Source organism: Pseudomonas sp. NFXW11 (genome assembly GCF_049887815.1).
Lineage (GTDB): Bacteria > Pseudomonadota > Gammaproteobacteria > Pseudomonadales > Pseudomonadaceae > Aquipseudomonas.
This window is the reverse complement of record NZ_JAGEKI010000005.1, coordinates 73756-97522: the sequence shown is the minus strand read 5'-3', so window position 1 is coordinate 97522 and position 23767 is coordinate 73756. Positions and strand designations below refer to the sequence as shown.

General features: G+C 60.9%; 25 protein-coding genes and 4 tRNA genes. 21 read left to right on the top strand and 8 right to left on the bottom strand.

Features of this window, described 5'->3' with window-relative positions; genetic code table 11:
- Positions 1 to 56: 56 nt before the first annotated feature.
- Positions 57 to 716: a M24 family metallopeptidase gene (locus tag J4P02_RS09945; protein WP_426189605.1), complete on the bottom strand. Its 660-nt coding sequence runs from the start codon at positions 714 to 716 to the stop codon at positions 57 to 59.
- A gap of 219 nt (positions 717 to 935) precedes the next feature.
- Here J4P02_RS09945 and truA point away from each other — a divergent pair, with 219 nt between their 5' ends.
- The 12 genes from truA (at position 936) to J4P02_RS09885 (ending at position 10350) form a co-directional block, all read left to right on the top strand.
- The gene (gene truA, locus J4P02_RS09940) at positions 936 to 1760 is read left to right on the top strand and encodes a tRNA pseudouridine(38-40) synthase TruA (RefSeq protein WP_426189980.1); all 825 of its coding nucleotides are present in this window, start codon (positions 936 to 938) and stop codon (positions 1758 to 1760) included.
- A 63-nt stretch (positions 1761 to 1823) separates the two neighbouring features.
- Positions 1824 to 2456, top strand: coding sequence for a phosphoribosylanthranilate isomerase (locus J4P02_RS09935; RefSeq protein WP_426189603.1), 633 nt, complete (start codon positions 1824 to 1826; stop codon positions 2454 to 2456).
- A 259-nt stretch (positions 2457 to 2715) separates the two neighbouring features.
- Positions 2716 to 3636: an acetyl-CoA carboxylase, carboxyltransferase subunit beta gene (accD, locus tag J4P02_RS09930; RefSeq protein WP_426189601.1), complete on the top strand. Its 921-nt coding sequence runs from the start codon at positions 2716 to 2718 to the stop codon at positions 3634 to 3636.
- A complete protein-coding gene (gene folC / locus J4P02_RS09925; RefSeq protein ID WP_426189599.1) occupies positions 3633 to 4940 on the top strand; it encodes a bifunctional tetrahydrofolate synthase/dihydrofolate synthase in 1308 nt (435 codons plus the stop codon). The genes accD and folC overlap by 4 nt, the downstream gene beginning before the upstream one ends.
- The gene (locus J4P02_RS09920) at positions 4924 to 5580 is read left to right on the top strand and encodes an SPOR domain-containing protein (protein ID WP_426189597.1); all 657 of its coding nucleotides are present in this window, start codon (positions 4924 to 4926) and stop codon (positions 5578 to 5580) included. The genes folC and J4P02_RS09920 overlap by 17 nt, the downstream gene beginning before the upstream one ends.
- 97 nt (positions 5581 to 5677) lie before the next feature.
- Entirely contained in the window at positions 5678 to 6235 is a 558-nt protein-coding gene (locus tag J4P02_RS09915) for a CvpA family protein (RefSeq protein WP_426189595.1), read from the top strand.
- A 41-nt stretch (positions 6236 to 6276) separates the two neighbouring features.
- On the top strand, positions 6277 to 7782 hold the full coding sequence (gene purF / locus J4P02_RS09910) for an amidophosphoribosyltransferase (protein WP_426189593.1): 1506 nt from the start codon (positions 6277 to 6279) through the stop codon (positions 7780 to 7782).
- Between the two features lie 36 nt (positions 7783 to 7818).
- Positions 7819 to 9030, top strand: coding sequence for an O-succinylhomoserine sulfhydrylase (locus J4P02_RS09905; RefSeq protein ID WP_426189591.1), 1212 nt, complete (start codon positions 7819 to 7821; stop codon positions 9028 to 9030).
- Positions 9027 to 9803, top strand: a complete 777-nt coding sequence (locus J4P02_RS09900) for an SDR family oxidoreductase (protein ID WP_426189589.1) — start codon at positions 9027 to 9029, stop codon at positions 9801 to 9803. The genes J4P02_RS09905 and J4P02_RS09900 overlap by 4 nt, the downstream gene beginning before the upstream one ends.
- A gap of 168 nt (positions 9804 to 9971) precedes the next feature.
- Positions 9972 to 10047 (top strand) — tRNA-Val (locus J4P02_RS09895).
- A 59-nt stretch (positions 10048 to 10106) separates the two neighbouring features.
- Positions 10107 to 10183, top strand: a tRNA-Asp gene (locus J4P02_RS09890).
- Positions 10184 to 10273: 90 nt separating this feature from the next.
- A tRNA-Asp gene (locus J4P02_RS09885) sits at positions 10274 to 10350 on the top strand.
- A 205-nt stretch (positions 10351 to 10555) separates the two neighbouring features.
- Here J4P02_RS09885 and J4P02_RS09880 read toward each other — a convergent pair.
- Positions 10556 to 11839, bottom strand: a complete 1284-nt coding sequence (locus tag J4P02_RS09880) for an NAD(P)/FAD-dependent oxidoreductase (protein WP_426189587.1) — start codon at positions 11837 to 11839, stop codon at positions 10556 to 10558.
- Between the two features lie 185 nt (positions 11840 to 12024).
- On the opposite strand from J4P02_RS09880, the gene J4P02_RS09875 reads away from it, so the two are divergent.
- Positions 12025 to 12101: transfer RNA gene (locus J4P02_RS09875), tRNA-Val, on the top strand.
- A 164-nt stretch (positions 12102 to 12265) separates the two neighbouring features.
- Here J4P02_RS09875 and prfH read toward each other — a convergent pair.
- Entirely contained in the window at positions 12266 to 12883 is a 618-nt protein-coding gene (prfH, locus tag J4P02_RS09870) for a peptide chain release factor H (RefSeq protein ID WP_426189585.1), read from the bottom strand.
- Positions 12883 to 14016, bottom strand: a complete 1134-nt coding sequence (locus tag J4P02_RS09865; RefSeq protein WP_426189583.1) for an RNA ligase RtcB family protein — start codon at positions 14014 to 14016, stop codon at positions 12883 to 12885. The genes prfH and J4P02_RS09865 overlap by 1 nt, the downstream gene beginning before the upstream one ends.
- A 363-nt stretch (positions 14017 to 14379) precedes the next feature.
- On the opposite strand from J4P02_RS09865, the gene J4P02_RS09860 reads away from it, so the two are divergent.
- From J4P02_RS09860 to J4P02_RS09840, 5 genes are all read left to right on the top strand, one after another.
- Positions 14380 to 14730, top strand: a complete 351-nt coding sequence (locus J4P02_RS09860; protein WP_426189581.1) for a hypothetical protein — start codon at positions 14380 to 14382, stop codon at positions 14728 to 14730.
- Between the two features lie 343 nt (positions 14731 to 15073).
- Positions 15074 to 15703, top strand: coding sequence for a lytic polysaccharide monooxygenase auxiliary activity family 9 protein (locus J4P02_RS09855; RefSeq protein WP_426189579.1), 630 nt, complete (start codon positions 15074 to 15076; stop codon positions 15701 to 15703).
- 45 nt (positions 15704 to 15748) lie between these two features.
- On the top strand, positions 15749 to 17215 hold the full coding sequence (locus tag J4P02_RS09850) for a carbohydrate-binding protein (protein ID WP_426189577.1): 1467 nt from the start codon (positions 15749 to 15751) through the stop codon (positions 17213 to 17215).
- A gap of 164 nt (positions 17216 to 17379) precedes the next feature.
- The gene (locus J4P02_RS09845; RefSeq protein WP_426189575.1) at positions 17380 to 17841 is read left to right on the top strand and encodes a DUF2214 family protein; all 462 of its coding nucleotides are present in this window, start codon (positions 17380 to 17382) and stop codon (positions 17839 to 17841) included.
- Positions 17842 to 17920: 79 nt separating this feature from the next.
- Complete coding sequence (locus J4P02_RS09840; protein ID WP_426189573.1) at positions 17921 to 18352, top strand: VOC family protein; 432 nt, start codon at positions 17921 to 17923, stop codon at positions 18350 to 18352.
- A gap of 234 nt (positions 18353 to 18586) precedes the next feature.
- Here the strand turns inward: J4P02_RS09840 and csrA are convergent, their stop codons facing one another.
- The gene (gene csrA, locus J4P02_RS09835; protein WP_007920550.1) at positions 18587 to 18781 is read right to left on the bottom strand and encodes a carbon storage regulator CsrA; all 195 of its coding nucleotides are present in this window, start codon (positions 18779 to 18781) and stop codon (positions 18587 to 18589) included.
- Between the two features lie 270 nt (positions 18782 to 19051).
- Between csrA and J4P02_RS09830 the strand changes: the two genes are divergently transcribed.
- Positions 19052 to 19405: an SPOR domain-containing protein gene (locus J4P02_RS09830; protein WP_426189978.1), complete on the top strand. Its 354-nt coding sequence runs from the start codon at positions 19052 to 19054 to the stop codon at positions 19403 to 19405.
- 51 nt (positions 19406 to 19456) lie between these two features.
- On the opposite strand, the gene J4P02_RS09825 is transcribed toward J4P02_RS09830, so the two are convergent.
- The 3 genes from J4P02_RS09825 to J4P02_RS09815 all read right to left on the bottom strand — a co-directional run bounded on the left by J4P02_RS09825 (position 19457) and on the right by J4P02_RS09815 (position 21707).
- Positions 19457 to 20146 (bottom strand): endonuclease, encoded by a 690-nt coding sequence (locus J4P02_RS09825; RefSeq protein WP_426189976.1) that lies wholly within the window; start codon positions 20144 to 20146, stop codon positions 19457 to 19459.
- Between the two features lie 4 nt (positions 20147 to 20150).
- Positions 20151 to 20420 (bottom strand): DUF1654 domain-containing protein, encoded by a 270-nt coding sequence (locus J4P02_RS09820; RefSeq protein WP_426189570.1) that lies wholly within the window; start codon positions 20418 to 20420, stop codon positions 20151 to 20153.
- 198 nt (positions 20421 to 20618) lie between these two features.
- Complete coding sequence (locus J4P02_RS09815; RefSeq protein ID WP_426189568.1) at positions 20619 to 21707, bottom strand: asparaginase; 1089 nt, start codon at positions 21705 to 21707, stop codon at positions 20619 to 20621.
- A 340-nt stretch (positions 21708 to 22047) separates the two neighbouring features.
- On the opposite strand from J4P02_RS09815, the gene J4P02_RS09810 reads away from it, so the two are divergent.
- Both J4P02_RS09810 and J4P02_RS09805 read left to right on the top strand, forming a co-directional pair.
- Positions 22048 to 22512: a hypothetical protein gene (locus J4P02_RS09810; protein ID WP_426189566.1), complete on the top strand. Its 465-nt coding sequence runs from the start codon at positions 22048 to 22050 to the stop codon at positions 22510 to 22512.
- Positions 22513 to 22780: 268 nt separating this feature from the next.
- On the top strand, positions 22781 to 23737 hold the full coding sequence (locus J4P02_RS09805) for a sugar ABC transporter substrate-binding protein (RefSeq protein ID WP_426189564.1): 957 nt from the start codon (positions 22781 to 22783) through the stop codon (positions 23735 to 23737).
- Positions 23738 to 23767: the final 30 nt, after the last annotated feature.

Genomic DNA, 23767 nt, shown 5'->3' with positions numbered 1-23767 from the left:
GAGGTAAACACAACGGCAGCCGATCAGGCTGCCGTTTTTGTTGGTGCGGGGCGGGTTCAGACCAACAGGTCTTCGTAGAAGGCGCCGAAGGGGCGGGTAGGGTGGGCGATCTGGATTTCCAGGATCCACAGGCCTACTTGCGGGCAGTCGGCGAAGTCCCCCAGGTCGCCGGCACGATAGATGGCATGGGGAAAGTCGCTGACCCGGTGGCCCTTGATCTCCAGGTTGAGCACCCAGCCCAGCTCGCGGGCCTGCTTCTGGGCATAACGGTAGAGTTCGGCGCCGGCCACCTGGTGGGTTTTCCAGTGCTGGTGCACCTGATCGAAGAGTTGCTTGGCCGCTGCGGCGCAGGCGTGCATTTCGCTATCGTCACCGACCACGAAAGTGGCCCCGCAATCGCCTTCGTGGCGCTCCCAGACCACGCCCAGGTCAATGAAGAACAGGTCGTTGTCGGCCAGCACCGGGTCGCCTGCGGATTTCTGCTTGAAGGTCTTCAGGGTGTTGGCGCCAAAGCGGATAAGCAGCGGGTGCCAGATCCGTTCCATGCCCAGCTCTTGCAGCACTTGCAGGCCCATTTCCCTGGCGGCGGATTCGTGCATGCCCGGCTTGATCCGCCTGGCCATCTGCGCCACGGCTTCCCAGGTCATGCGTTTGGCATGCAGCATGCCTTCCAGGCTGTAGGCCAGGCCCACGGCTTGTTTGTCGGTGGTGATCATTTATCGGCTCTCGATCAGGGTGTTTTTGTTCTTTTTCGCTATATGAATGGCTATATAGCGCTGGCCTGGGGCTGGGCGCAATCTCTGGACGGAAGAATCAATCTGCAACTAAAGCGCGGCGGTGCATGCCGTTGGCGGGTCGCGGCCTTATAATGTGCGCCTTTGCGTATATCAGCAGGCTGTAAGTTCTTGGCAAACATAGATAACCCGGCCGCCGAAATGGCGGCCGCAGGCTTTTCCCGAATCGCTCTGGGTGTTGAATACAAAGGCTCGCGCTATCGCGGCTGGCAGCGTCAGGCCTCTGGCGTGCCCAGTGTCCAGGCCACCCTGGAGCAGGCGTTGTCGCGAGTGGCGGATTCACCCATCACCCTGTCCTGTGCGGGGCGTACCGATGCCGGTGTGCATGCCTGCGGCCAGGTGGTGCATTTCGACACCCAGGCGGTGCGCTCGATGAAGGCCTGGGTCATGGGGGCCAATATCAATCTGCCCCACGACATCAGCGTCAGCTGGGCCCAGGAGATGCCGGCGGATTTTCATGCGCGTTTCAAGGCAATCGCCCGGCGCTATCGCTATGTGATCTACAACGATCAGATCCGTCCGGCCCATCTCAATGAAGAGGTCACCTGGAATCATCGGCCGCTGGATGTCGAGCGCATGGCCCAGGCGGCGGCGTTCCTGGTGGGCACCCATGATTTCAGCGCCTTCCGGGCGGGGCAGTGCCAGGCCAAGTCGCCGATCAAGGAGATCCATCACCTGCGGGTCACCCGTCACGGCAAGATGATCGTCCTGGATATTCGTGCCAGCGCTTTCCTGCATCACATGGTGCGCAACATTGCCGGTGTACTGATGACCATCGGTGCTGGCGAGCGTCCGGTGGAGTGGGCGCGGGAAGTGCTGGAAAGCCGCATCCGCCGCACCGGCGGGGTCACCGCCCATCCTTTCGGGCTGTACCTGGTACAGGTCGAATACAAGGATGAGTTCCCATTGCCCGAACGATTTATCGGGCCACATTTCCTCACGGGTTTCTCGGGCCTGGACGGCTGACGCCCGGAAAAGCATTTGCTACCATCCGGAACTTTCCGAATTTGCCCCTGGGGTTCAAACGATATGCCAGCTGTTCGCAGCAAGATTTGCGGTATTACCCGCATCGAGGATGCGTTGGCGGCGGTGGCGGCAGGGGCCGATGCCATCGGGCTGGTGTTCTACGCCAAGAGCCCGCGAGCGGTGACGGTGCAGCAGGCGCGGGCGATCATCGCCGCCTTGCCGCCGTTCGTGACCACGGTCGGGCTGTTCGTCAATGCCAGTCGTTGCGAGCTGGGGGAAATCCTCGATGCCGTGCCGCTGGACCTGCTGCAGTTTCACGGTGATGAAACGGCGGCGGATTGCGAGGGCTATCACCGTCCTTACATCAAGGCGCTGCGGGTCAAGGCCGGGGACGATATCGCCGCGGCCTGCAGGGCTTATCCAGGGGCCAGCGGAATCTTGCTCGACACCTATGTCGAGGGCGTGCCCGGGGGAACCGGTGAGGCCTTCGACTGGTCCCTGGTACCGCAGGGCCTGAGCAAACCGATCATTCTTGCGGGTGGCCTGTCGGCGCAGAACGTGGCCCAGGCCATTGCCCAAGTTCGTCCTTATGCGGTGGATGTCAGCGGCGGCGTGGAGCAGAGCAAGGGCATCAAGGACCCGGAGAAGATCCAGGCATTTATGCGGGCGGTGCGTCACAGCAATGAGTCGATGTGACGGTTGGCAATCTGCCGCCGTCCATAACACCACTGTACAAAACAGGCAGGCGTCGCTTTCAGGCGGGGTCGAAATCGATTGGCAACCGCTCTATTGCGGGTTGTCGGGATGGCTGAGGGAAGCTTCGTTGCAGGCAGGTCGAGCCAGGTGCTGACCGCGGCAGCGAAGGGTTCATCGCCGCACACATGAATTTAGCTCAAGGGCATACGCGGGGCTCTGAACCACAGTGTTCGGGCCGCCGGTACTGGAGAAAGAAAGCATGAGCAACTGGTTAGTAGACAAACTGATCCCTTCGATCATGCGTTCCGAGGTGAAGAAAAGCTCGGTGCCTGAAGGTCTTTGGCACAAGTGCCCGTCCTGCGAGGCGGTGCTCTATCGTCCGGAGCTGGAAAAGACCCTGGACGTTTGCCCCAAGTGCGACCACCACATGCGCATCGGCGCGCGGGCCCGTATCGACATTTTCCTCGATGCCGAAGGCCGGGTTGAGCTGGGTGCCGACCTGGAGCCGGTGGACCGCCTGAAGTTCCGTGACGGCAAGAAGTACAAGGACCGCCTCAGCGCGGCGCAGAAGCAGACCGGCGAGAAAGACGCGCTGATCTCCATGAGCGGCACCCTGCTGGGCATGCCGATCGTGGTTTCGGCCTTCGAGTTCTCCTTTATGGGCGGCTCCATGGGCGCCATCGTCGGCGAGCGCTTTGTCCGCGCCGCCAACCATGCCCTGGAAAACCGCTGCCCGATGGTCTGCTTCGCTGCCTCCGGTGGTGCGCGGATGCAGGAAGCGCTGATCTCCCTGATGCAGATGGCCAAGACTTCCGCCGTGCTGGCGCGTCTGCGTGAAGAAGGCATTCCGTTTATCTCGGTGCTGACCGATCCGGTCTACGGGGGTGTTTCCGCCAGCCTGGCGATGCTCGGCGATGTGATTGTTGCAGAGCCCAAGGCCCTGGTGGGCTTCGCCGGCCCGCGGGTGATCGAGCAGACCGTGCGGGAAAAACTGCCTGAAGGCTTCCAGCGCAGCGAGTTCCTGCTGGAGCACGGCGCCATCGACATGATCATCTCCCGTCAGGAATTGCGCCCACGCCTGGGCAACCTGCTGGCGCAGATGATGGGCCTGCCGACGCCGGAGTTCGTGGCTGCGCCCGTCGAGCCGATCGTGGTGCCACCGGCTCCAGCCAACCTATGACCCAGCGCACCCTGGGCGAATGGCTCGCCTACCTTGAGCAGTTGCACCCTTCGGCCATCGACATGGGGCTGGAGCGCTCGCAACAGGTAGTGGCCCGGATGGGGCTGGGCAAGCCGGCGCCCCGGGTGATCACGGTTACCGGTACCAACGGCAAGGGCTCTACCTGTGCCTTTGTCGCCTCGCTGCTGCGGGCCCAGGGCCTGCAGGTGGGGGTCTACAGTTCGCCGCACCTGCTGCGCTACAACGAGCGGGTGCAAATCGATGGCGTCGAGGCTTCCGACTCGCAGCTGTGCGAAGCCTTCGCCGCGGTGGAGGCCGGTCGCGGCGACACTTCCCTGACCTATTTCGAGATGGGCACCCTGGCGGCTTTCTGGCTGTTCCAGCGGGCCAATCTGGATGCGGTGGTGCTGGAAGTCGGCTTGGGCGGGCGCCTGGATGCAGTCAACCTGGTGGATGCCGACCTGGCATTGGTCACCAGCATCGGCGTCGACCATATCGAGTACCTGGGGGATACCCGGGAATCGGTGGCTTACGAGAAGGCCGGGATCTTCCGTCCTGGCGCGCCAGCGCTGTGCGGCGACCTGAACCCGCCGCAACCCTTGCTGGACAAGGCACGGGAGCTGGGTTGCCCGCTGTTCCTGCGGGGCCGGGATTTCGACCTGGCACTTACCGATGCGCATTGGCAGTGGCGCGGCCTTGATGCCCAGGGCAATCCGGTCGAGCTGCGGGATTTGCCGCTGCTGGACCTGCCCATGGAAAACGCCGCCCTGGCCTTGCAGGCTTACCTGCTCAGCGGTCTGCCCTGGCAGCCTGAGCAGATTCGCGCGGCCTTGCAGCAGACCCGGGTCACCGGGCGCCTGGATCGGCGGCAGATCAGCTGGCAGGGCAAGCGCCTGAGCCTGTTGCTGGATGTCGGCCATAACCCGCATGCGGCGCAGTACCTGGCCGAGCGTCTGGCACGCCGTCCGCTGACTGGTCGGCGCCTGGCGGTGTTCGGTCTGTTGGCGGACAAGGATCTGCCTGGGGTGGTCGCCAGCCTGCAGGCGGTGGTCCAGCATTGGGCGGTAGCGCCCCTGGACTCGCCTCGGGCGCGTCCCGTGCAGGAACTGCAAGCCGCGCTGGAGAACCTTGGCGCGGCCGTGACGTCCTATGCCAGCGTGGTTGAGGCCCTGGAGGCTCAGTGCGGGCAAGCCGGCGAGGATGACGAAATCCTCCTGTTCGGATCTTTTTATTGTGTTGCCGAGGCGCTCGAATGGCTGGCCCGGCGCTCCACGGAGGAAGCTGCACATGGCTACGTTGGATAAGGTCTACAAGCAGCGGATGGTCGGAGCCCTGGTGCTGGTGGCATTGGCGGTGATCTTTCTGCCGATGCTGTTCTCCCGTGAGGACGAGCAGCGTCAGGTGACGGTGGAAGCGCCTGCCGCGCCGCAGGCGTCGGTGATGCCGCAGGTTCAGGTCGAGCCGGTGGTGGTGCCGGAGCAGCAGGTTCTGCCGCAGGAGCCGGTGCCGGTAGCCGAGCCGGTGGTTCAGCAGCAAGCTGCACCCTCCCAGCCTATCGCGCCAGTGGTGGCGCCCGTGGTGGCCAGCAAGCCGGTGCCGGCCCCCAAGCCGGTGGCGACGCCAGTGCCTGTGCCGCAGCCGCAACCGCAACCGGTGGCCAGTGCCAAGCCCGATACCCGTCCCAGCCGGATCGACGCCAATGGCTTATCCGTCAGCTGGTCGGTGCAGTTGGCCAGCCTGTCGAGCCGCGAGGGTGCGGAATCCCTGCAGAAAACCCTGCGCAGCCAGGGCTATAACGCCTATATCCGTTCCGCCGATGGCAAGAACCGGGTCTTTGTCGGGCCGCTGATCGAGCGTGCCGAGGCGGATCGCCTGCGTGACCTGCTGGGTCGCCAGCACAACCTCAAGGGCTTCGTGGTGCGCTTTCAGCCTGAGCGTGGCTGAGGCAAGTGCCTGATTGCAAAAGCACAGTGAATCGCAGCTTACCGACAGCCAAGCGCTCTGTTAAAATGCGCCGCCTTATCCGTCTGTAGGCTGCACCGTGCCATTTACCTGGGTCGACTGGGCGATCGTTGCAATAATCGCCATCTCCGCTTTGATCAGCTTGAGCCGTGGTTTCGTCAAGGAAGCCTTGTCGCTGCTTACCTGGATCATCGCCGGAGCCGTAGCCTGGATGTTCGGCGGCTCATTGTCCGAGTACCTCGGCGCCTACATCGAAACTCCTTCGGCTCGCGTGATCGCGGGCTGCGCAATCATGTTTGTCGCCACCTTGCTGGTGGGGGCAATGATCAACTATCTGATCGGCGAATTGATTCGCGTCACCGGCCTCTCCGGGACCGATCGATTCCTCGGCATGGCCTTCGGCGCGGCGCGTGGCGCGTTGCTGGTGGTCGTGGCGGTCGGGCTCTTGAGCCTGGGGCCGGTGCAGCAGGATTCCTGGTGGCAGCAGTCGCGACTGGTGCCACAATTTCTATTGGTTGCAGACTGGTCCAAGAACCTCTTTCTGGGGTGGAGCAGTCAGTGGCTGGCCAGCGGTATCAGCGTACCCGCTGACATACCGTTCAAGGAGCACCTCTTACCGGCCAAAACGCCTCAGTAAGATGGGTTCAGTTCAGTTTCATTAAGTAGGGGTTGCGTCGCATGTGTGGCATCGTCGGTATCGTCGGTAAGTCGAACGTCAATCAGGCGCTGTATGACGCGCTAACCGTGCTCCAGCACCGCGGCCAGGACGCTGCCGGTATTGTGACCAGCCACGATGGCCGGTTATTCCTGCGCAAGGACAATGGTCTGGTGCGTGACGTGTTCCAGCAGCGGCACATGCAGCGCCTGGTCGGTCACATGGGCATCGGTCATGTGCGTTATCCGACCGCGGGCAGCTCGACCTCGGCCGAGGCCCAGCCGTTCTACGTCAACTCGCCGTACGGCATCACCCTGGCGCACAACGGCAATCTGACCAATGTCGAGCAGTTGGCCAAGGAGATCTACGAGTCCGACCTGCGCCACGTCAACACCAGCTCCGACTCTGAAGTGCTGCTCAACGTGTTTGCCCACGAGCTGGCCCAGCGCGGCAAGCTGCAGCCTACCGAGGAAGACGTGTTTGCCGCGGTGACCGACGTGCACAACCGCTGCGTTGGCGGTTATGCGGTGGTGGCGATGATCACCGGCTACGGCATCGTCGGTTTCCGTGATCCGCACGGTATTCGTCCGATCGTCTTCGGCCAGCGTCATACCGACGAAGGCGTGGAGTACATGATCGCTTCGGAAAGCGTTTCCCTGGATGTGTTGGGCTTCACCCTGATTCGCGACCTGGCTCCGGGTGAAGCGGTGTACATCACTGAAGAGGGCAAGCTCTATACCCGTCAGTGCGCCACCAACCCGCAGCTCACTCCGTGCATCTTCGAGCACGTCTACCTGGCGCGCCCGGATTCGATCATCGACGGCGTTTCGGTGTACAAGGCGCGTCTGCGCATGGGCGAGAAGCTGGCAGAGAAGATCCTGCGTGAGCGTCCCGAGCACGATATCGACGTGGTGATCCCGATTCCCGACACCAGCCGCACCGCCGCCCTGGAGCTGGCCAACCACCTGGGTGTGAAGTTCCGCGAAGGCTTCGTGAAGAACCGCTATATCGGTCGCACCTTCATCATGCCGGGCCAGGCTGCGCGGAAAAAATCCGTACGCCAGAAGCTCAATGCCATCGAGCTGGAATTCCGCGGCAAGAACGTGATGCTGGTGGACGACTCCATCGTGCGCGGCACCACCTGCAAGCAGATCATCCAGATGGCCCGCGAAGCCGGCGCCAAGAATGTCTACTTCTGCTCCGCGGCCCCGGCCGTGCGCTACCCGAACGTGTATGGCATCGACATGCCGAGCGCTCACGAGTTGATCGCGCACAATCGTTCGACCCAGGACGTGGCGGACCTGATCGGCGCCGACTGGCTGATCTATCAGGACCTGCCGGACCTGATCGAGGCCGTGGGTGGCGGCAAGATCAAGATCGAGAACTTCGACTGCGCGGTGTTCGACGGCAAGTACGTCACCGGCGACGTCGACGAGGCCTACCTGAACAAGATCGAGAACGCTCGTAACGACGCGTCCAAGGTCAAGACTCAGGCGGTGAGCGCCATCATCGATCTGTACAACAACTGATCCAGAGCATTTGAACAGGCATTAGGAGTAGGCGGCATGAGTCAGGATTGGGATGCCGGTCGGCTGGACAGCGACCTTGAAGGCGTAGCGTTCGATACCCTGGCGGTGCGCGCCGGTCAGCACCGTTCGCCGGAAGGCGAGCACGGTGATCCGATGTTCTTCACCTCCAGCTATGTGTTCCGCACCGCCGCTGATGCGGCGGCGCGCTTCGCCGGCGAGGTGCCGGGCAACGTCTATTCGCGCTACACCAACCCCACGGTGCGTTCCTTCGAAGAGCGCATTGCCGCACTGGAAGGGGCGGAGCAGGCGGTGGCCACGGCCACCGGCATGGCGGCCATTCTCTCGGTGGTGATGAGCCTGTGCAGCGCTGGCGATCATGTGCTGGTGTCGCGCAGCGTGTTCGGCTCGACCATCAGTCTGTTCGAGAAGTACTTCAAGCGCTTTGGCGTGGAAGTCGATTACGTGCCCCTGGCGGACCTGTCCGGCTGGGATGCGGCGATCAAGGGCAATACCAAATTGCTGTTCGTCGAGTCGCCGTCCAACCCGTTGGCCGAGCTGGTGGACATTGCCGCCCTGGCCGAAGTGGCTCACGCCAAGGGCGCGATGCTGGTGGTCGACAACTGCTTCTGCACCCCGGCGCTGCAACAGCCGCTGAAGCTGGGGGCGGACGTGGTGGTGCATTCGGCAACCAAGTTCATCGACGGCCAGGGTCGTTGCATGGGCGGGGTGGTGGCCGGGCGCAGCGAGCAGATGAAGGAAGTGGTGGGGTTCCTGCGTACCGCAGGCCCGACCCTGAGCCCCTTCAATGCCTGGATCTTCCTCAAGGGCCTGGAAACCCTGAGCCTGCGCATGCGCGCCCACTGCGCCAATGCCTTGGCCCTGGCCGAATGGCTGGAGCAGCAGGATGGCGTTGAGAAAGTGCATTACGCAGGCCTTGCCAGTCACCCGCAACACGAGTTGGCCAAGCGTCAGCAGCGGGGTTTCGGTGCAGTGGTGAGTTTCGAGGTCAAGGGTGGCAAGGAGGGCGCCTGGCGCTTTATCGATGCCACTCGACTGATCTCGATCACCGCCAATCTGGGTGACAGCAAGACCACCATCACCCATCCGAGCACCACTTCCCATGGCCGCCTGGCTCCCCAGGAGCGCGAGGCTGCGGGGATTCGCGACAGCCTGATCCGGATTGCCGTGGGCCTGGAGGATGTGCTTGACCTGCAAGCCGATCTGGCTCGCGGTCTGGCTGCCTTGTGATCGAGTTGTCCACGCCCCAGGGCGGTGGCAATGGACGTGTCGCGCTGGTGACCGGCGCGGCGCGGGGCATTGGCCTGGGTATTGCGGCCTGGCTGCTCAGCGAAGGCTGGCAGGTGGTGTTGACCGACCTGGATCGCGAGCGTGGCTCCAGGGTGGCCAAGGTTCTGGGGAGCAATGCCTGGTTCATCGCCATGGACGTGGCCGATGAGCAGCAGGTGGCCCAGGGCGTGGCCGAGGTGCTGGGGCAGTTCGGGCGCCTGGATGCGCTGGTGTGCAATGCAGCGGTGGCCGATCCGCACAATATCACCCTGGAAAGCCTGAGCCTGACGTACTGGAATCGTGTAATGGCGGTGAACCTGGGTGGGCCGATGTTGCTGGCCAAGCATTGTGCGCCCTATCTGCGCGCTCATGGCGGTTCCATCGTCAACCTGGCGTCGACCCGGGCTCGCCAGTCTGAACCGGACAGCGAGGCCTATGCGGCCAGCAAGGGTGGCCTGCTGGCCTTGACCCATGCCTTGGCGATCAGCCTTGGGCCGGAAATTCGCGTGAATGCGGTGAGCCCCGGCTGGATCGATGCCCGTGATCCCGCGGTACGGCGTGCCGAGCCTCTGTCCGATACCGACCACGCGCAGCATCCGGCAGGGCGGGTGGGTACGGTGGAGGATGTGGCGTCGATGGTGGCCTGGCTGCTGTCGCGCAGTTCAGGGTTCGTCACCGGCCAGGAGTTCGTGGTGGACGGTGGCATGAGCAAGAAAATGATTTATCAGCCGTAAGGCAGATCAAGCTTCAAGCTTTCAGCGGTAAGCGGTAAGCGGCAGGGTGTCAGTGGTTTTTCTTGTGGCTTGCAGCTATGCGCTTGCAGCTGTTTTTGAAAAAACTTCAATCCTGCTATTGACTTAGCATCGCTAGCTGCGTAAATTTCGCGGCCTCAGCGAAGCAAAGGGTGATTAGCTCAGCCGGGAGAGCATCTGCCTTACAAGCAGAGGGTCGGCGGTTCGATCCCGTCATCACCCACCACTTCCTGAGTGTCTTTCGCAAGAAAGACGGAAGCTTCCACGGAAGCCTCCAACCGACGCGCAGCGGTAGTTCAGTCGGTTAGAATACCGGCCTGTCACGCCGGGGGTCGCGGGTTCGAGTCCCGTCCGCTGCGCCATATTTTACAAGTCAGGTTCGCCTGGTTTGAGATCGGAAGCCCTAAGGTACTTCGATCAGACGAGTTACTGGACGCAAGTCCAAGCGATACGCAGCGGTAGTTCAGTCGGTTAGAATACCGGCCTGTCACGCCGGGGGTCGCGGGTTCGAGTCCCGTCCGCTGCGCCATATCAGTTTCAAGGACCACTGAACGCCTTGAAACAGCGAAGTAGGCCTAAGGCCTGTTTTGTATAGATAGCAAAGACCCTGGTCGAAAGACCGGGGTTTTTTGTTTCTGCCGTTCTTGAAATCCGTCGGGGTTTTTTGAATGCGCTGATCGATCATGAAAAAACCGCCTGTGAGGCGGTTTTTTTGTGCTTGAAAAAGCACCTGGTCAGAAGCCCAGCTTGTCTCGCAGGCTGTAGTACCAGGCGCCCAGGGCGGTGAATGGCGTGCGTAGCAGTTGGCCGCCGGGGAAAGGGTAGTGGGGTAGGTCGGCAAAGGCGTCAAAGCGCTCTGCCTGGCCGCGCAGGGCCTCGGCCAGCAGCTTGCCGGCCAGGTGGGTGTAGGTCACGCCGTGGCCGCTGCAGCCCTGGGAGTAGTAGATGTTGTCTCCCAGGCGACCTACCTGGGGAAGGCGCGACAGCGTCAGTAGGAAGTTGCCGGTCCAGGCGTAGTCGATCTTCACGTTCTGCAGCTGTGGGAAGGCCTTGAGCATCTTCGGACGGATGATCGCTTCGATGTTGGCCGGGTCGCGGGCGCCATATACCACGCCACCGCCGAAGATCAGGCGCTTGTCGCCGGAAAGGCGGTAGTAGTCCAGCAGGTAGTTGCAGTCCTCCACGCAGTAGTCCTGTGGCAGCAGGCTGGCGGCCAATTCGTCGCCCAGGGGTTCGGTGGTGATCACCTGGGTGCCGCAGGGCATGGACTTGGCGGCCAGCTCCGGGACCAGGTTGCCCAGGTAGGCGTTGCCGGCAACGATGATGAACTTGGCGCGCACTTTACCCTGTGGCGTATGCACCACGGGATTAGCGCCGCGCTCGATGCGCACGGCTGGGGATTGTTCGTAGAGGGTGCCGCCCAGGGACTCCACGGCCGCTGCTTCGCCCAGGGCCAGGTTCAGTGGGTGGATATGGCCGCCGCTCATGTCGAGCATGCCGCCCTTGTATTGATCGCAGGCCACGATCTCGCGAATCCGTCGCTCGTCCAGCAGTTCCAGTTGAGAGTGGCCATAGCGCTCCCACAGGCGTTTCTGCGACTCCAGGTGGCCCATCTGCTTGCTGGTCAGGGCAGCGAACACGCCGCCGTCCTTCAGGTCGCATTGGATCTGGTACTTGGCCACGCGCTCGCGGATGATCTTGCCGCCCTCGAAGGCCATCTGCCCGAGCAACTGTGCCTGCTTGGGGCCAACACTGCGTTCGATCACATCGATATCGCGGCTGTAGCTGTTGACGATCTGCCCGCCATTGCGCCCGGAGGCGCCGAAACCGACCTTGGCGGCTTCCAGCACGGTGACACGAAAACCGTGCTCCAGCAGAAACAGGGCGCTGGACAGGCCGGTGTAGCCCGCACCTATCACGCACACATCGGTTTCAACCTCGCCTTCCAGTGGTAGGCGTTCGGGGGCCGCATTGGCGGAAGCCGCGTAGTAAGACTCTGGGTAGGGAATATGCGCCATCCTGCGACCTCGTGTGTTTAATATATTTTACGACCGCGTCGATGCTACCTGAGTTGCAAAAGGGCTGCCAGACGGGGAAAAACTTCTTCACAGGCACAAAATTAAAAAATTCGCATATTCATAGGCTTAGCTGCAAAAAAGGTGTTGACACCCCTTTGGAATTCCGTAGAATGCCGCCTCACAGCAGGCACGTAGCTCAGTTGGTTAGAGCACCACCTTGACATGGTGGGGGTCGTTGGTTCGAGTCCAATCGCGCCTACCAAACAAAATCCGCTCTGCTGGGCGGTCTAGAAGGGGTTCACCGAAAGGTGAACCCCTTTTTTGTTTTGGCGGTCCTGAAGTTTCAAGTGAGTGACTCGCTAATCCAGGGAATGCCTTGGTTGATAGTGGAAGCCGCGGTATGGCGCGGCTTCCTTCGAGGGTGAGTCAGCCTACGGCTGTAAAGGCGCTGCCATTGAAGGTGCGCAGCGGGTTACCGCGTTCGACCCGATGGTGGGCATCGCGACGCTGCAGGCGCTGGGCTTGCGCGGATTGCTCTTGTCGTTCTGCCAGCCGTTGCTGGATCAACAGGCGTGCCAGGCGCTTGTTGTCGTGCTGGCTGCGTTCGGACTGCACTTTCACGCTGATGCCGCTGGCCAGGTGCGTGGCGCGTATGGCTGAGTCGGTGGTGTTGACGTGTTGCCCGCCGGGGCCGGACGCGCGCATGGTTTCGAAGCGGATCTGACCGTCCACGCTGTCCTGTGGGGTCTCGAACAGTTGGCCGGCGAAATACCAGTTCTTGCGCTTGTGGTCGGGGCGGCAGGGGCTCTTGCAGGTCCACAGCAAGGTTCCGCTCCAGTGCCTGGCCAGTTGCATGGCGTGCTCGCCATCGAGGCTGAGCAGCACCGACTTGTAGCTACCGCGTTCATAGCCGGCAACCTGCTCGATGATGTCCAGGCGCACGCCTTGCGCCTCGGCCTCCTGATGCAGTCGGCGCAGGGCCTTGGTCACCGCCAGTTCGCACTCGCTGGGCCCTTGGGCGGAGGACAGTTGCAATAACAGCATCAGCAGCACCCTCGGCGTTTGTAGGTCAGTACCGGCTTGAGCCGGGCGATGACGTGCAGTAGTCCAGCGTCACGCAGGCTGCCGACCACGCTGTCGATGCTCTTGTAGGCTTCAGGAGCCTCTTCGTACATCAGGCCACGGTCTTCGCAGATCACTCGGCTGCCCAGTTGGGTGCGCTTGAGCTGGTCGAAACTGAAGCGTGCCGCCAGGCGGCCCTTGCAGTCGCTGCGCAGCCATTTGCGCCCCGCGCCGTGGGCCAGCGAGTACAGGCTGGTAGTGGCCGGAATGGGTTGCACCAGATAGCTGTAGTCGCCGCGGGAGCCGGGTATCACCACTGGACCTTGATCCGAGGGCGTGGCGCCCTTGCGATGCAGCCAGCCTGCCGTGCCATCGATGTTCGCCGCAGACACCAGGTTGTGGTTGATGTCCAGCACGCAGCTGCCCTTGGCCCGCAGGTTGTGCAGCAGGCGTTCGGCAATCAGTTGTCGGTTGGCTTCGGCAAAGCGCAGGGCCTGCTCGTGTTGTTGCAGGTACTGGGTGCCGGCGGCGCTGTCCACCACCAGGGCGGCATGCCCGTGCTGCTCGACGTGGCCGCGCAGAATGGCTTCCCCCAGGCCCCGGGAGCCGCTGTGCACCAGCAGCAACAGGGCTTTTGGATTCAGCTCCAGGGCTTGCAGTGCGCTGGCGTCGTAGACCTGGTCGAGCTGCTGCAGCTCGGCAAAGTGGTTGCCGCCTCCTATGGTGCCCAGCGAGTGTTCGTGGCCGTTGGCGGGCAGAGCCAGCTCTGCCCGTTGTTCATCCCACTGCTCATCGAGGGGCAGGTCGATGTTGCCGATCTTGCGTTCCAGCTTGTCCAGGTTGAGGCGAGTGCTGGAAAGGTCGGTTTGCCACAGCGCCATGCCGCAGCCGATGTCGTTGCCCACCAGGGCCGGGTAAATCACCTCGGTGGAAAAAAATGCCGCGCCCACCGGATAGCCTCGGCCTGGGTGCAGGTCCGGCATGCCGACAACCTGGCGCATGCCGGGCAGTTGAGCGGTGGTGTGCAGTTGCTGGAGCGCTTTGTCTTCGATCCAGGTGGTGTCGGAGGCGATCAGAGAGACGCCGTTCGACAAATGACGGATGCAAGTGTCCATGTCCAATTCCTGATTGGAAAAAATATTCAGGTAATGGCAGGACGCAGCGAGGGGTTAAGCGAAGACGCTAGCTAAGTAGCGGATACAGCGTTTAAACCAGGCACGTCCTGCAAGGGGTGATCAGCTGTTGCATGGTGGATCTCCTTGGCAAAAGTGTGGAAAGGGGCGCGAAGGTTAATCCTTTGCCCGGGCTCTGGCAATGGGATTTGCTGATGAACGGTAGGGGCGGCGACGCTGAGGTTCTCTGGGCAGGAGTCAGCTGCCATTGGCGGCGGTAAGGCCCCTGAGGGTTTTTCTCGGCCCCTGAAGGCTTTTTTCCGCTGCCTGAGCGATACTCCCGGGTTTTCCGGACGAGGTGGCAGCATGCGGGTTTTGATGGCGGCAATGATTGCACTGGCAGTGGCCGGTTGCGCGAGTTCCAGCATGGACGAAGCTCGGACAAAAACTCCCAACAAGACCCTGACCTCGGCCAAGGCCGATCAATTGGTGGCGCAGTGCGTGCAGTTCGCCTGGCAGGACGAGGCGGTATTCGGCGTCGACGCTGCGGCCTACCTGCAGCCCGGCAAGGGTGGCGGCTACACCGTGTACACCCGTGGCGCGGAAAGCTTTGTCGATATCAAGGCGCAGGCGTCGGCAACTCTGGTGAGCTTCTATGCCGCTACGGAAGGCGCTGTCACCAAGCGGCGTCTGGCGGCTTTGGCAACTTGCCTGTAGTTGGTTCTGGCGCATGGCGCGATAGCCTGAACTTTTCAATCTTCGACCCGGCCTTGGCCGGGTTTTGTTTTTTCTGGCGGCGGGCTTTTCAACTAGTTGCACGGCTGGATCTTGTTTATTTGCGAAAATAGCCGATTCGCGCATAGAAAAGCTTGTAATACATTGACTCTTTGAATTGTCAGTGCAAATAAGAAAGTTCAGGGTTTAATAGGGCTGGCGCGAAGTTTTGTAAATTGTTCCGGTTGGTTAATTTTTAACTCGATGAAAAAAGTCGAAAAAAGTGCGCTAAGTTACAAGTGCTCGACAAAACAGCGAGCGTTAATTAATCAATGGAGTGAAAGATATGAACAACCCACAAGCTCAACTCAAACACGGTCGTGTTGTTTCGCCTTCCAGTCGCGGCTCGGTCGCCGTGGAACTGGGAGTGCTGGCTACCTGGCAGGTAAACGAAATGGAAGGCGGGAAAAACTTCCCGGCGTTGGCCGCCGGACCGTTCCCGAAGCCCTACGACAGCGATGTGCCAAGCTTTGCGCCACCCGCCGATGGCCATATTCTCAGCGGCGGCAAGGTTGATGAGCGTGACTGCATCAACTTCACCAACGAGGAAATGTCGAAGAAACTCAAGCGTCCGTTCAACTGGCCGCTGGTGAGTGTCGACCCAGGCCAGGTGTTCCGGGTGCAATGGGTATATACCGCACCGCACGTGACCCGTGGCTACAGTTGGTTCATCACCAAAGATGGCTGGGACCCGCAGCAGCGTATCAGTCGTGCACAACTGGAGCCCAAGGCGTTTTATCAGGACTTCTATACTGAAGTTCCATACGACAAGTTTGGTTCGGTGTTGAAAGCCAAGACCGACCATGAAGTGGTGCTGCCAAAGAACAAGAAGGGCCACCATGTAGTGGTGTTGATCTGGAATGTGGCCAATACCGGTAATGGTTTCTATCAGGCTTTCGATCTGGACTTCAAGTAAGTCGCAGTTTTACAACAGTGTTTAATGGTTCTGAAGGAATAGAACATGGACAAAATCGATTTCACGTCGATCAATACTCAAGCCGCGGATGCCGCATCCTTGATGCCGAGCATTGCCGGCAAGAAGATCCTCATGGGTTTCTGGCACAACTGGGCCGCCGGCCCGGCCGACGGCTACCAGCGCGGCCAGTTCGCCAACCTCAACCTGGTGGATGTGCCCAAGGAGTACAACGTGGTGGCGGTGGCCTTTATGAAGGGCAACGGCATTCCCACGTTCAAGCCCTACAACCTGTCGGATGCCGAATTCCGGCGTCAGGTCGGGGTGCTCAACAGCCAGGGGCGGGCGGTGCTGATTTCCCTGGGGGGCGCCGATGCGCATATCGAGTTGCACAAGGGCAGCGAGCAGCCCCTGGCCAATGAAATCATCCGTCTGGTGGAAACCTACGGCTTCGATGGCCTGGATATCGACCTGGAGCAGAGCGCCATCGACTTTGCCGACAACAAGAGCGTGCTGCCGGCGGCCTTGAAGCTGGTGAAGGATCATTACGCCGGCCAGGGCAAGCATTTCATCATCAGCATGGCGCCGGAGTTCCCGTACCTGACCAGCAATGGCAAGTACGTGGCCTATCTGCAGGCTTTGGAGGGCTACTACGACTTTATCGCGCCGCAGTATTACAACCAGGGCGGCGATGGGCTCTGGGTACAGGAGGCCAATGGCGGCGCGGGCGCCTGGATCGCCCAGAACAACGATCAGATGAAGGAGGACTTCCTCTTCTACCTGAGCGATAGCCTGGCCTCGGGTACCCGGGGCTTCACCCGGATTGCCGCGGACAAGCTGGTGATCGGCCTGCCGAGCAACGTCGATGCCGCTGCCACCGGCTATGTCATCGACCCGGCGGCGCTGAACAATGCGTTCAAGCGCTTGCAGGGTGCGGGCCATGGGATCAAGGGCTTGATGACCTGGTCGGTGAACTGGGATGCCGGAATCAATCGCCAGGGCGTGCACTACAACTGGGAGTTCCGTAACCGTTATGCGCCGCTGATCCACGGTGAGGTCGGCGAACCGGAGCGCCCTGGCGCACCGGGCAACCTGCAGCTGCTGGGCAGCAGTCGCAACAGCATCAGTCTGGGCTGGGGTGTTGCCGGTGGAGTGCGCCCGGTGGAGTTCTACACCTTGTATCGGGACGGCAATGCGGTGGCTCGCACGCCCACTCCGAACATCGAGGATCAGGGCTTGAGCGCCGATACCCAGTACAGCTACTTCGTCACGGCCACTGATACCCAGGGGCGTGAGTCGTTGCCCAGCCGCAGCCTGAGTGCCAGGACCACAGGCGGTGTGGTCGATCCAAGCTTCCCTGAGTGGAGCACCAGCCAGCGCTATCTCAAGGGCGATGGGGTGAGCTACGAAGGCAACAGGTACCTGTGCCTGCAGGAGCACACCTCCAATCCGGCCTGGACCCCAACGGCGGCCTTCACCTTGTGGAGCAAGGTGCTGCTGGAGCGCCATGGTTGAACCTTGCGGGTCATTGCTGGATTGAATGACCCGACGGCCCGCACGGATCTTGCCGATCCGCATGCGGGCCGTTTTTTTTGCTGTGATGGTCCAGGCGTAGGCCCGGGACATGAGCTATTAATCAGCTGCGCGAATCTGTCGCTCGAGCAACTGGAGGCGAGACAATGTTGATGCATTGGATGTTGGCGGCGGTGCATTTGCTGGCGTTTGCCGGTGCTTTCGCCGCGGTGCTGGCCCGTGGCACGGCATTGCGCCGTTTGGCCGACGGCACCGCGCTGCCCAGGGCGGCGCTATGGGCCGACAATCTTTGGGGCGTGTCGGCTCTGGTGCTGCTGGTCAGCGGCTGGATGAGGGCGTTCGCCGGCTACGAGAAGGGTACGGACTATTACCTGCAGCAACCGTTGTTCCAGCTGAAGATGGCCTTGTTCATCAGCATTCTGTTGCTGGAAGTGCTGCCCATGCTGACCCTGATCAAATGGCGGATTGCGCAGGTCCGTGGCAAGGCACTGGATACCGGGAGGGCTCGGCTGTTCGCTGGCATCAGTCATCTCCAGGGGTTGCTGGTGCTGCTGATGGTGGTGGCGGCCAGTGGCATGGCGCGAGGGGTGACCTGGGAGCATTTGTAATCATTGGTAAGCGCTGCTGCACTCGGGTTCGACTTGGGAGTAGGCTCGCGGCTCGAACAATGGGCAATGGATGCTGACGATGTTGCAAATGAACAAGCTGGTGCCGGAGCTGCTGGTTACGGATCTGCAGCGCAGCCTGACTTTCTATCGCGATACCCTGGGCTTCCAGGTGGAGTATGAGCGCCCGGAACAGTTGTTTGCCTTTCTCTCCTTTCACGGCAGCCAGTTGATGCTGGAGCAGGACGACGAGGAGGACTCGGCATGGCGTGTCGGCCCCCTGCAGGCGCCTTTTGGTCGTGGCATGAACCTGTCCATCGAGTGTCCTGACATTCACCGGCTGGCCGCTGCTCTGGCCCAGGCCGGGATCGCCCTGCGCCGAGAAATCCAGGAGTGCTGGTATCGGCAGGACGAGCGGTTGCGCGGTCAGTTGAATCTGCTGGTGCAGGACCCGGATGGCTATCTGTTGCGCTTTAACCAGAATATTGGCGCAAGGTCGCTGGTGGAAGGCTGATTCCCGGTGCGACGCCTGCAAGAGTGCGGCGTCGCGCAGGGGGAATCAGTGATCGGATTCGCCGTCCGAGGACGGGCGAGGATCAAGGATGGAGCTGGGGAAAGTGGCTGGGCGTCTGCAATAGTCGCGATCTGCTCGGGACCGGCAAGCGGTTTATGGAGAAAGGCTCAAGGCTCACAAAAGGCGCGCCGCGCCAGCCTTTGTGCAAGGGCAAAGGGCGGGTGCTCATGCTGTTCAAGGGGTTTCGCGTTTGTCCGGGGCAGTGAGTCCGGCCTGGATTCGTTGATAGATTTCCTCACGGTGTACTGCAACGTCTTTGGGTGCATTGATGCCAATGCGAACCTGTTGGCCGCTGACGCCGAGAATGGTGATCGTAATGTCATCACCGATATTTATGCTTTCACCGACTTTGCGGGTGAGTATCAGCATGATCTTCTCCTTGATAGCTTGGTAGGGCACCAGATTTAAACAGTGCAGAGATCGGTCTTAGGTATAGATATAGATTAGTGCGAAGTTCCACGCAGTGGATGCCTCTTTCTGACGCGCAGGCAATCTATTAATTCCCCAGGCGCAACTATACAGAGCCAATAAATTTCATTCTTCCTGTTTCGGTCCGATTTTGTGACGGAGTCTCTCGTGCCTCGAGTGCTAAAATCGCCACCTCAGACTTTCTAGGGGTGAGTTGTGCGCACAGTAGCGATGATGATGGCCGTATTGGCCTTGGCGGGTTGTGGCGAAGGCAAGCGGGCCGAGGCCGGTAAGAGCGCGGCTGTAACCCAGGTTCAACCGGCTCAGGCCACCACCGCAGCGCAGTGGGATGTGCTGGTGGGCAGCGAGTTGCCCCAGGCAGTGAGCGATCTGACCGGTTGGCTGATCGAGCACGGGGTTATTTCCAGGGTGGTGACCCTGGACGGCAAGCAGCGGGTGTTGGTGGGGCCATTTGCTTCCCAGGCCGAGGCCGACGCCAAGAAGGCCGAGGTGATCGAGAAACTGGCCAAGGCCAAGATGCGCAATATCGATGTCACGGTTATCCAGCACCCGGGCGCGGAATAAGCCTGTGGCGAAAGCCGGCAGTGGCGCCCGCAGCTTGCGGGCGCCCTTGGTTCAGCCGCAGCTCTTGAGGTTGACCGCGCCGACGAATGGGTTGCCGTGCCCCATCACGCAGGCCACGCTCTGGTTGCGTTGGCGTTCCCAGTCCTGCACCGGGTAGGTCTTGTTCCAGGCTTCGAACAATTGTCGATCCTGTTTCGACAGCTGCAGCCCGTACTGCTGGCTCATGTAGAAGTAGGTGCGAGCGATCATGCCGCGGATCGAAGGGCGGGGCATGACTTTCTTGGCCTTGAAGTCCACCTGGGTCAGGCATGAGCCATATTGTCCCGATTGCTCCGGCAACCAGCCGAAACTGAAGTTGCTGCGATCGCCATTCACTTCGCCAATGCTCGGTACCAGATTGTGCAAATCGGCTTCAGCGCGCTGGTAGGTCGTATCGCTGCGCGTGCAGTTCTTGCGCCCGCCTTGTTGCCAGCACTGGCGTTGGTGGCCGATCTGCCAGGCCGGCACTATGTGTTCCCACTCGATGCGTTCCGCGCGCTTGGCGTTCTTGCGCGGCACATAGCCGCAAGCTGCCAGGTTCACCCGGTTACCGGTGTATTTGCAGCCGCAATAGAACTCGGTGGACTGCGGGGCGTAGAGCTTCCAGGCCACCTTCTTGGCTTCGTTGAAGGTGCGAGGGGCGTCGGCGTGGGCGGTGCAGGCAAGGAACAGCAGTAATGCGGTAAAACAACGAACACTTATCAACTCAGTCTTCCTTCGGCACGACCCAGAAAATCTGCACGCCGCCATCGTCGCGATAAGCGAGGGTGACGTTGTCGTTTTCGGCGATTTCCTCCAGCAGTTGCTCCCATTCGTCCTGGGGTTCATCGGCGAGACGGAAAATCAGTGCGGCCTTGGCTTTCTGTGCGGTGGGGGAGTTGATGATTTTCTGGATGCGTATGCCCAGGCGTTCGTAGGAGCTGAGGGGCGTTTGGGTCGTGGCCACGGAACAATCCTTAATAAGCTGTACGTGCATACAGTATTTAACTGTAGGACATTTCGCAACTGCTTAGAATTCAAGAAGTTCCTCTGACCACGTTTTGCGAGTTTGTCTCACAAGGCGCAGAGATTTTTTACTGTATGGAGGGGAAAAGAAGGCATTGGAGCCTGGGCCACCCGCCCGAGTGGGCGAGTGGCGGAGGGTGCTCGACCGGGGCCGGTCGAGCGGGGTGCATCAGTATTCCCAGAACATGCGTTGCAGTTCTTTGCTGTCCTGAGTCTTGGTCAGGGCGACCATGGCCAGGATCCGGGCTTTCTGCGGGTTCAGGTCGTGAGCCACAACCCAGTCGTACTTGTCGTCAGGCTGTTCGGCGTTGCGCAGTACGAAACCGCCGGCGTTGACGTGGGAAGAACGAATGATCTGCACGCCATTCTTACGCAGTTCCTGCAGGGCCGGCACTACGCGGGAAGACACCGAACCGTTGCCGGTGCCGGCGTGGATGATAGCTTTGGCGCCGCCTTGGGCCAGGGCCTTGTAGGCGGTGTCGCCGACATTGCCGTAGCCGTAGGCGATTTCTACGTCAGGCAGGCTCTTGATGTTCTTGATGTCGAATTCCGAATCCATGGTGTGGCGCTTGGCGGGCAGGCGGAACCAGTAGGATTTGCCTTCCACCACCATGCCCAGCGGGCCCCATGGGCTCTTGAAGGCTTCGGTCTTGATATTGATCATCTTGCTGACATCACGACCCGACTGGATCTCGTCGTTCATGGTCACCAGAACGCCTTTGCCCCGGGCGTTCTTGCTGCCGGCCACGGCCACCGCGTTGTACAGGTTGAGCATGCCGTCAGCCGACATTGCGGTACCTGGGCGCATGGAGCCGACCACCACGATTGGCTTGTCGGTCTTTTCCACCAGGTTGAGGAAGTAGGCGGTTTCTTCCAGGGTGTCGGTGCCGTGGGTGATCACGATGCCATCGACGTCCTTGCTGTCGGCCAGTTCGGCGACGCGGCGGCCCAGTTGCAGGAGGTTTTCGTTGGTGATGCTTTCCGAGGCGATCTGCATCACCTGCTCGCCACGAACATTGGCCAGTTGGCTCAGCTCGGGGATGCCGGCGATCAGTTGTTCGATGCCGACCTTGGCGGCTTGATAGGTGGCGCTGTTGGCCGCGCTGGCGCCGGCACCGGCAATGGTGCCGCCGGTGGCGAGGACCACGACGTTGGAGAGTTTCTGTTGGGTTTCAGCCTCTTTGGCCTGCAGCGCTGCAGGTAGAAGCAGGAGGAGGGCCAAGGCGCCCGGAGCGAAGGATTTGAAGGCAGATTTCATTATTTGCTCTCTAGTAGTGAGACGGTGCTGATGCAGGTTCATCTAGAAACACCCCGGCCGCAGATCTGTATGCGGCGGGGCAGTGGGGATGGAGCAGGATCTGTACCAGCGCTACCTTGGTCGCCTAAGTATTTTAAGTTACTGATTTATATCAATTTTATTTCATTTATTAATGGCGGGCGAAAAGCCTGCGTCCGGCTTTCCGAACATTTCGCGCCTGGCCGTTCGGCAATCCGATAGAACCCTCTCCAAGCCTCGGGGTTGAGCATTTACAGAGAGGTTAAAGAATGCCCGGATGCGGTCGATGGCCTATTCAGGACTTTTTCAATAGGGAACTCACATGTCACTGTCAGTCGGATTTTCAGGATCACCAACCATCTTGATCAATGGCAAATCCCCGGCGACCATCGATGCCTTGAGTAGCGCCACGGCCGAACAGGCTTCGGAGGCACTGGGGACCGATGAGTCCGGCACCCTCAGGGTCGGTTCCGGCAAGCAGGCGGAAAAATCGGGGTCCGATGATTCGGAGCAGGAAGCCAAGAGCACCCATAGCATCGTCGTACAGATGCTGCTCAAGCGCATGAAGGAATTGCAGGCGCAGCTCAAGGAGCAACAGCAGCAAATGGCTGCGGCCCAGGCTGCGAACTACTCGAGCCCGGAAGCCAAGCAGACCGCGGTCATGGCCATTCAAGGGCAGATTTCCAATACCGCTGGAGCGCTGGCGGAAGTGTCCGGCAACCTGGTGAAGGAATTGGAAAAGGAAACCTCTTCGGGCGCGGGCAACCTGCTCAGCACCACCGTCTGAGCACCTCTGCCCGGCGCTTGCCGCCGGGCGGCTTTGGCGTTCTGGTCGCCGGCTTTCGCGGTCGGCCCAGCTTCTTTTCCGATCTCTGATTGGCGTTGACAAACGTAGGCGAGCTTCGCATAGTTCGTTTTACGCAAACGTTTGCGCGACCCTTGGAAGGCGACAATCGTCTATCTTTCCCAGGCACGACGCGGATCGCCCGGCGCTATCGGCAACCGCCTCATCGCACGTTCGCTGCTCACAATAATCATAAGATCGGAGTGAATCCATGAAGCTGCCATTCGCTGGACGTTTACTCGCTGTTGCCGTTCTGGCTGCCGCATCCGCCGCGCTTCCTCTCTCCTCGGCCCTGGCCGATACCGCGCAAAAACCCAAGGTCGCCCTGGTGATGAAATCCCTGGCCAACGAGTTCTTCCTGACCATGGAAGATGGCGCCAAGGCTTACCAGAAAGAGCACTCCGCCGATTTCGATCTGGTGTCCAACGGCATCAAGGACGAAACCGATACGGCCAACCAGATCCGCATCGTCGAGCAGATGATCGTCTCCAAGGTCAACGCCCTGGTGATTGCGCCCGCCGACTCCAAGGCCATGGTGCCGGTGATCAAGAAGGCGGTGGATGCCGGGATCACTGTGATCAACATCGACAACCAGCTCGACCCTGGCGTGCTGAAAAGCAAGAACATCAGCGTGCCATTCGTAGGCCCGGACAACCGCAAGGGCGCGCGCCTGGTGGGTGAATACCTGGCCAAGCAACTCAAGGCCGGTGACGAAGTGGGGATCATCGAAGGGGTGTCCACCACCACCAACGCGCAGCAACGCACCGCAGGCTTCAAGGATGCAATGGACGCCGCGCAGATCAAGGTCGTGTCGCTGCAGTCCGGTGACTGGGAGATCGATGCCGGCAACCGTGTAGCTTCGGCCATGCTCAGCGAATACCCGAACCTCAAGGCGCTGCTGGCCGGCAACGACAGCATGGCGGTGGGCGCGGTTTCCGCGGTACGGGCGGCCGGCAAGGCAGGCAAGGTGAAGGTGGTGGGCTATGACAACATCAACGCCATCAAGCCGATGCTCAAGGACGGCCGAGTGCTGGCCACCGCCGACCAGTTCGCCGCCAAGCAGGCGGTGTTCGGCATCGAGACCGCGCTGAAGATCATCAAGGGCGAGAAGGTCGACAGCAGCGCCAATGGCGTGATCGAAACTCCGGTTGAGCTGGTCACCCAGTAGTCATTACGGCGGCACAACGGCGCTCGCCTG

What these genes read in the sequence shown, in the direction of transcription:
- J4P02_RS09945 (WP_426189605.1), bottom strand. Translation starts at nt 716, where the DNA reads ATGATCACCACCGACAAACAAGCCGTGGGCCTGGCCTACAGCCTGGAA.
- truA (WP_426189980.1), top strand. Translation starts at nt 936, where the DNA reads ATGGCGGCCGCAGGCTTTTCCCGAATCGCTCTGGGTGTTGAATACAAA.
- J4P02_RS09935 (WP_426189603.1), top strand. Translation starts at nt 1,824, where the DNA reads ATGCCAGCTGTTCGCAGCAAGATTTGCGGTATTACCCGCATCGAGGAT.
- accD (WP_426189601.1), top strand. Translation starts at nt 2,716, where the DNA reads ATGAGCAACTGGTTAGTAGACAAACTGATCCCTTCGATCATGCGTTCC.
- folC (WP_426189599.1), top strand. Translation starts at nt 3,633, where the DNA reads ATGACCCAGCGCACCCTGGGCGAATGGCTCGCCTACCTTGAGCAGTTG.
- J4P02_RS09920 (WP_426189597.1), top strand. Translation starts at nt 4,924, where the DNA reads ATGGCTACGTTGGATAAGGTCTACAAGCAGCGGATGGTCGGAGCCCTG.
- purF (WP_426189593.1), top strand. Translation starts at nt 6,277, where the DNA reads ATGTGTGGCATCGTCGGTATCGTCGGTAAGTCGAACGTCAATCAGGCG.
- J4P02_RS09905 (WP_426189591.1), top strand. Translation starts at nt 7,819, where the DNA reads ATGAGTCAGGATTGGGATGCCGGTCGGCTGGACAGCGACCTTGAAGGC.
- J4P02_RS09880 (WP_426189587.1), bottom strand. Translation starts at nt 11,839, where the DNA reads ATGGCGCATATTCCCTACCCAGAGTCTTACTACGCGGCTTCCGCCAAT.
- prfH (WP_426189585.1), bottom strand. Translation starts at nt 12,883, where the DNA reads ATGCTGTTATTGCAACTGTCCTCCGCCCAAGGGCCCAGCGAGTGCGAA.
- J4P02_RS09865 (WP_426189583.1), bottom strand. Translation starts at nt 14,016, where the DNA reads ATGGACACTTGCATCCGTCATTTGTCGAACGGCGTCTCTCTGATCGCC.
- J4P02_RS09860 (WP_426189581.1), top strand. Translation starts at nt 14,380, where the DNA reads ATGCGGGTTTTGATGGCGGCAATGATTGCACTGGCAGTGGCCGGTTGC.
- J4P02_RS09855 (WP_426189579.1), top strand. Translation starts at nt 15,074, where the DNA reads ATGAACAACCCACAAGCTCAACTCAAACACGGTCGTGTTGTTTCGCCT.
- J4P02_RS09850 (WP_426189577.1), top strand. Translation starts at nt 15,749, where the DNA reads ATGGACAAAATCGATTTCACGTCGATCAATACTCAAGCCGCGGATGCC.
- J4P02_RS09845 (WP_426189575.1), top strand. Translation starts at nt 17,380, where the DNA reads ATGTTGATGCATTGGATGTTGGCGGCGGTGCATTTGCTGGCGTTTGCC.
- J4P02_RS09840 (WP_426189573.1), top strand. Translation starts at nt 17,921, where the DNA reads ATGTTGCAAATGAACAAGCTGGTGCCGGAGCTGCTGGTTACGGATCTG.
- csrA (WP_007920550.1), bottom strand. Translation starts at nt 18,781, where the DNA reads ATGCTGATACTCACCCGCAAAGTCGGTGAAAGCATAAATATCGGTGAT.
- J4P02_RS09830 (WP_426189978.1), top strand. Translation starts at nt 19,052, where the DNA reads ATGATGATGGCCGTATTGGCCTTGGCGGGTTGTGGCGAAGGCAAGCGG.
- J4P02_RS09820 (WP_426189570.1), bottom strand. Translation starts at nt 20,420, where the DNA reads ATGCACGTACAGCTTATTAAGGATTGTTCCGTGGCCACGACCCAAACG.
- J4P02_RS09815 (WP_426189568.1), bottom strand. Translation starts at nt 21,707, where the DNA reads ATGAAATCTGCCTTCAAATCCTTCGCTCCGGGCGCCTTGGCCCTCCTC.
- J4P02_RS09810 (WP_426189566.1), top strand. Translation starts at nt 22,048, where the DNA reads ATGTCACTGTCAGTCGGATTTTCAGGATCACCAACCATCTTGATCAAT.
- J4P02_RS09805 (WP_426189564.1), top strand. Translation starts at nt 22,781, where the DNA reads ATGAAGCTGCCATTCGCTGGACGTTTACTCGCTGTTGCCGTTCTGGCT.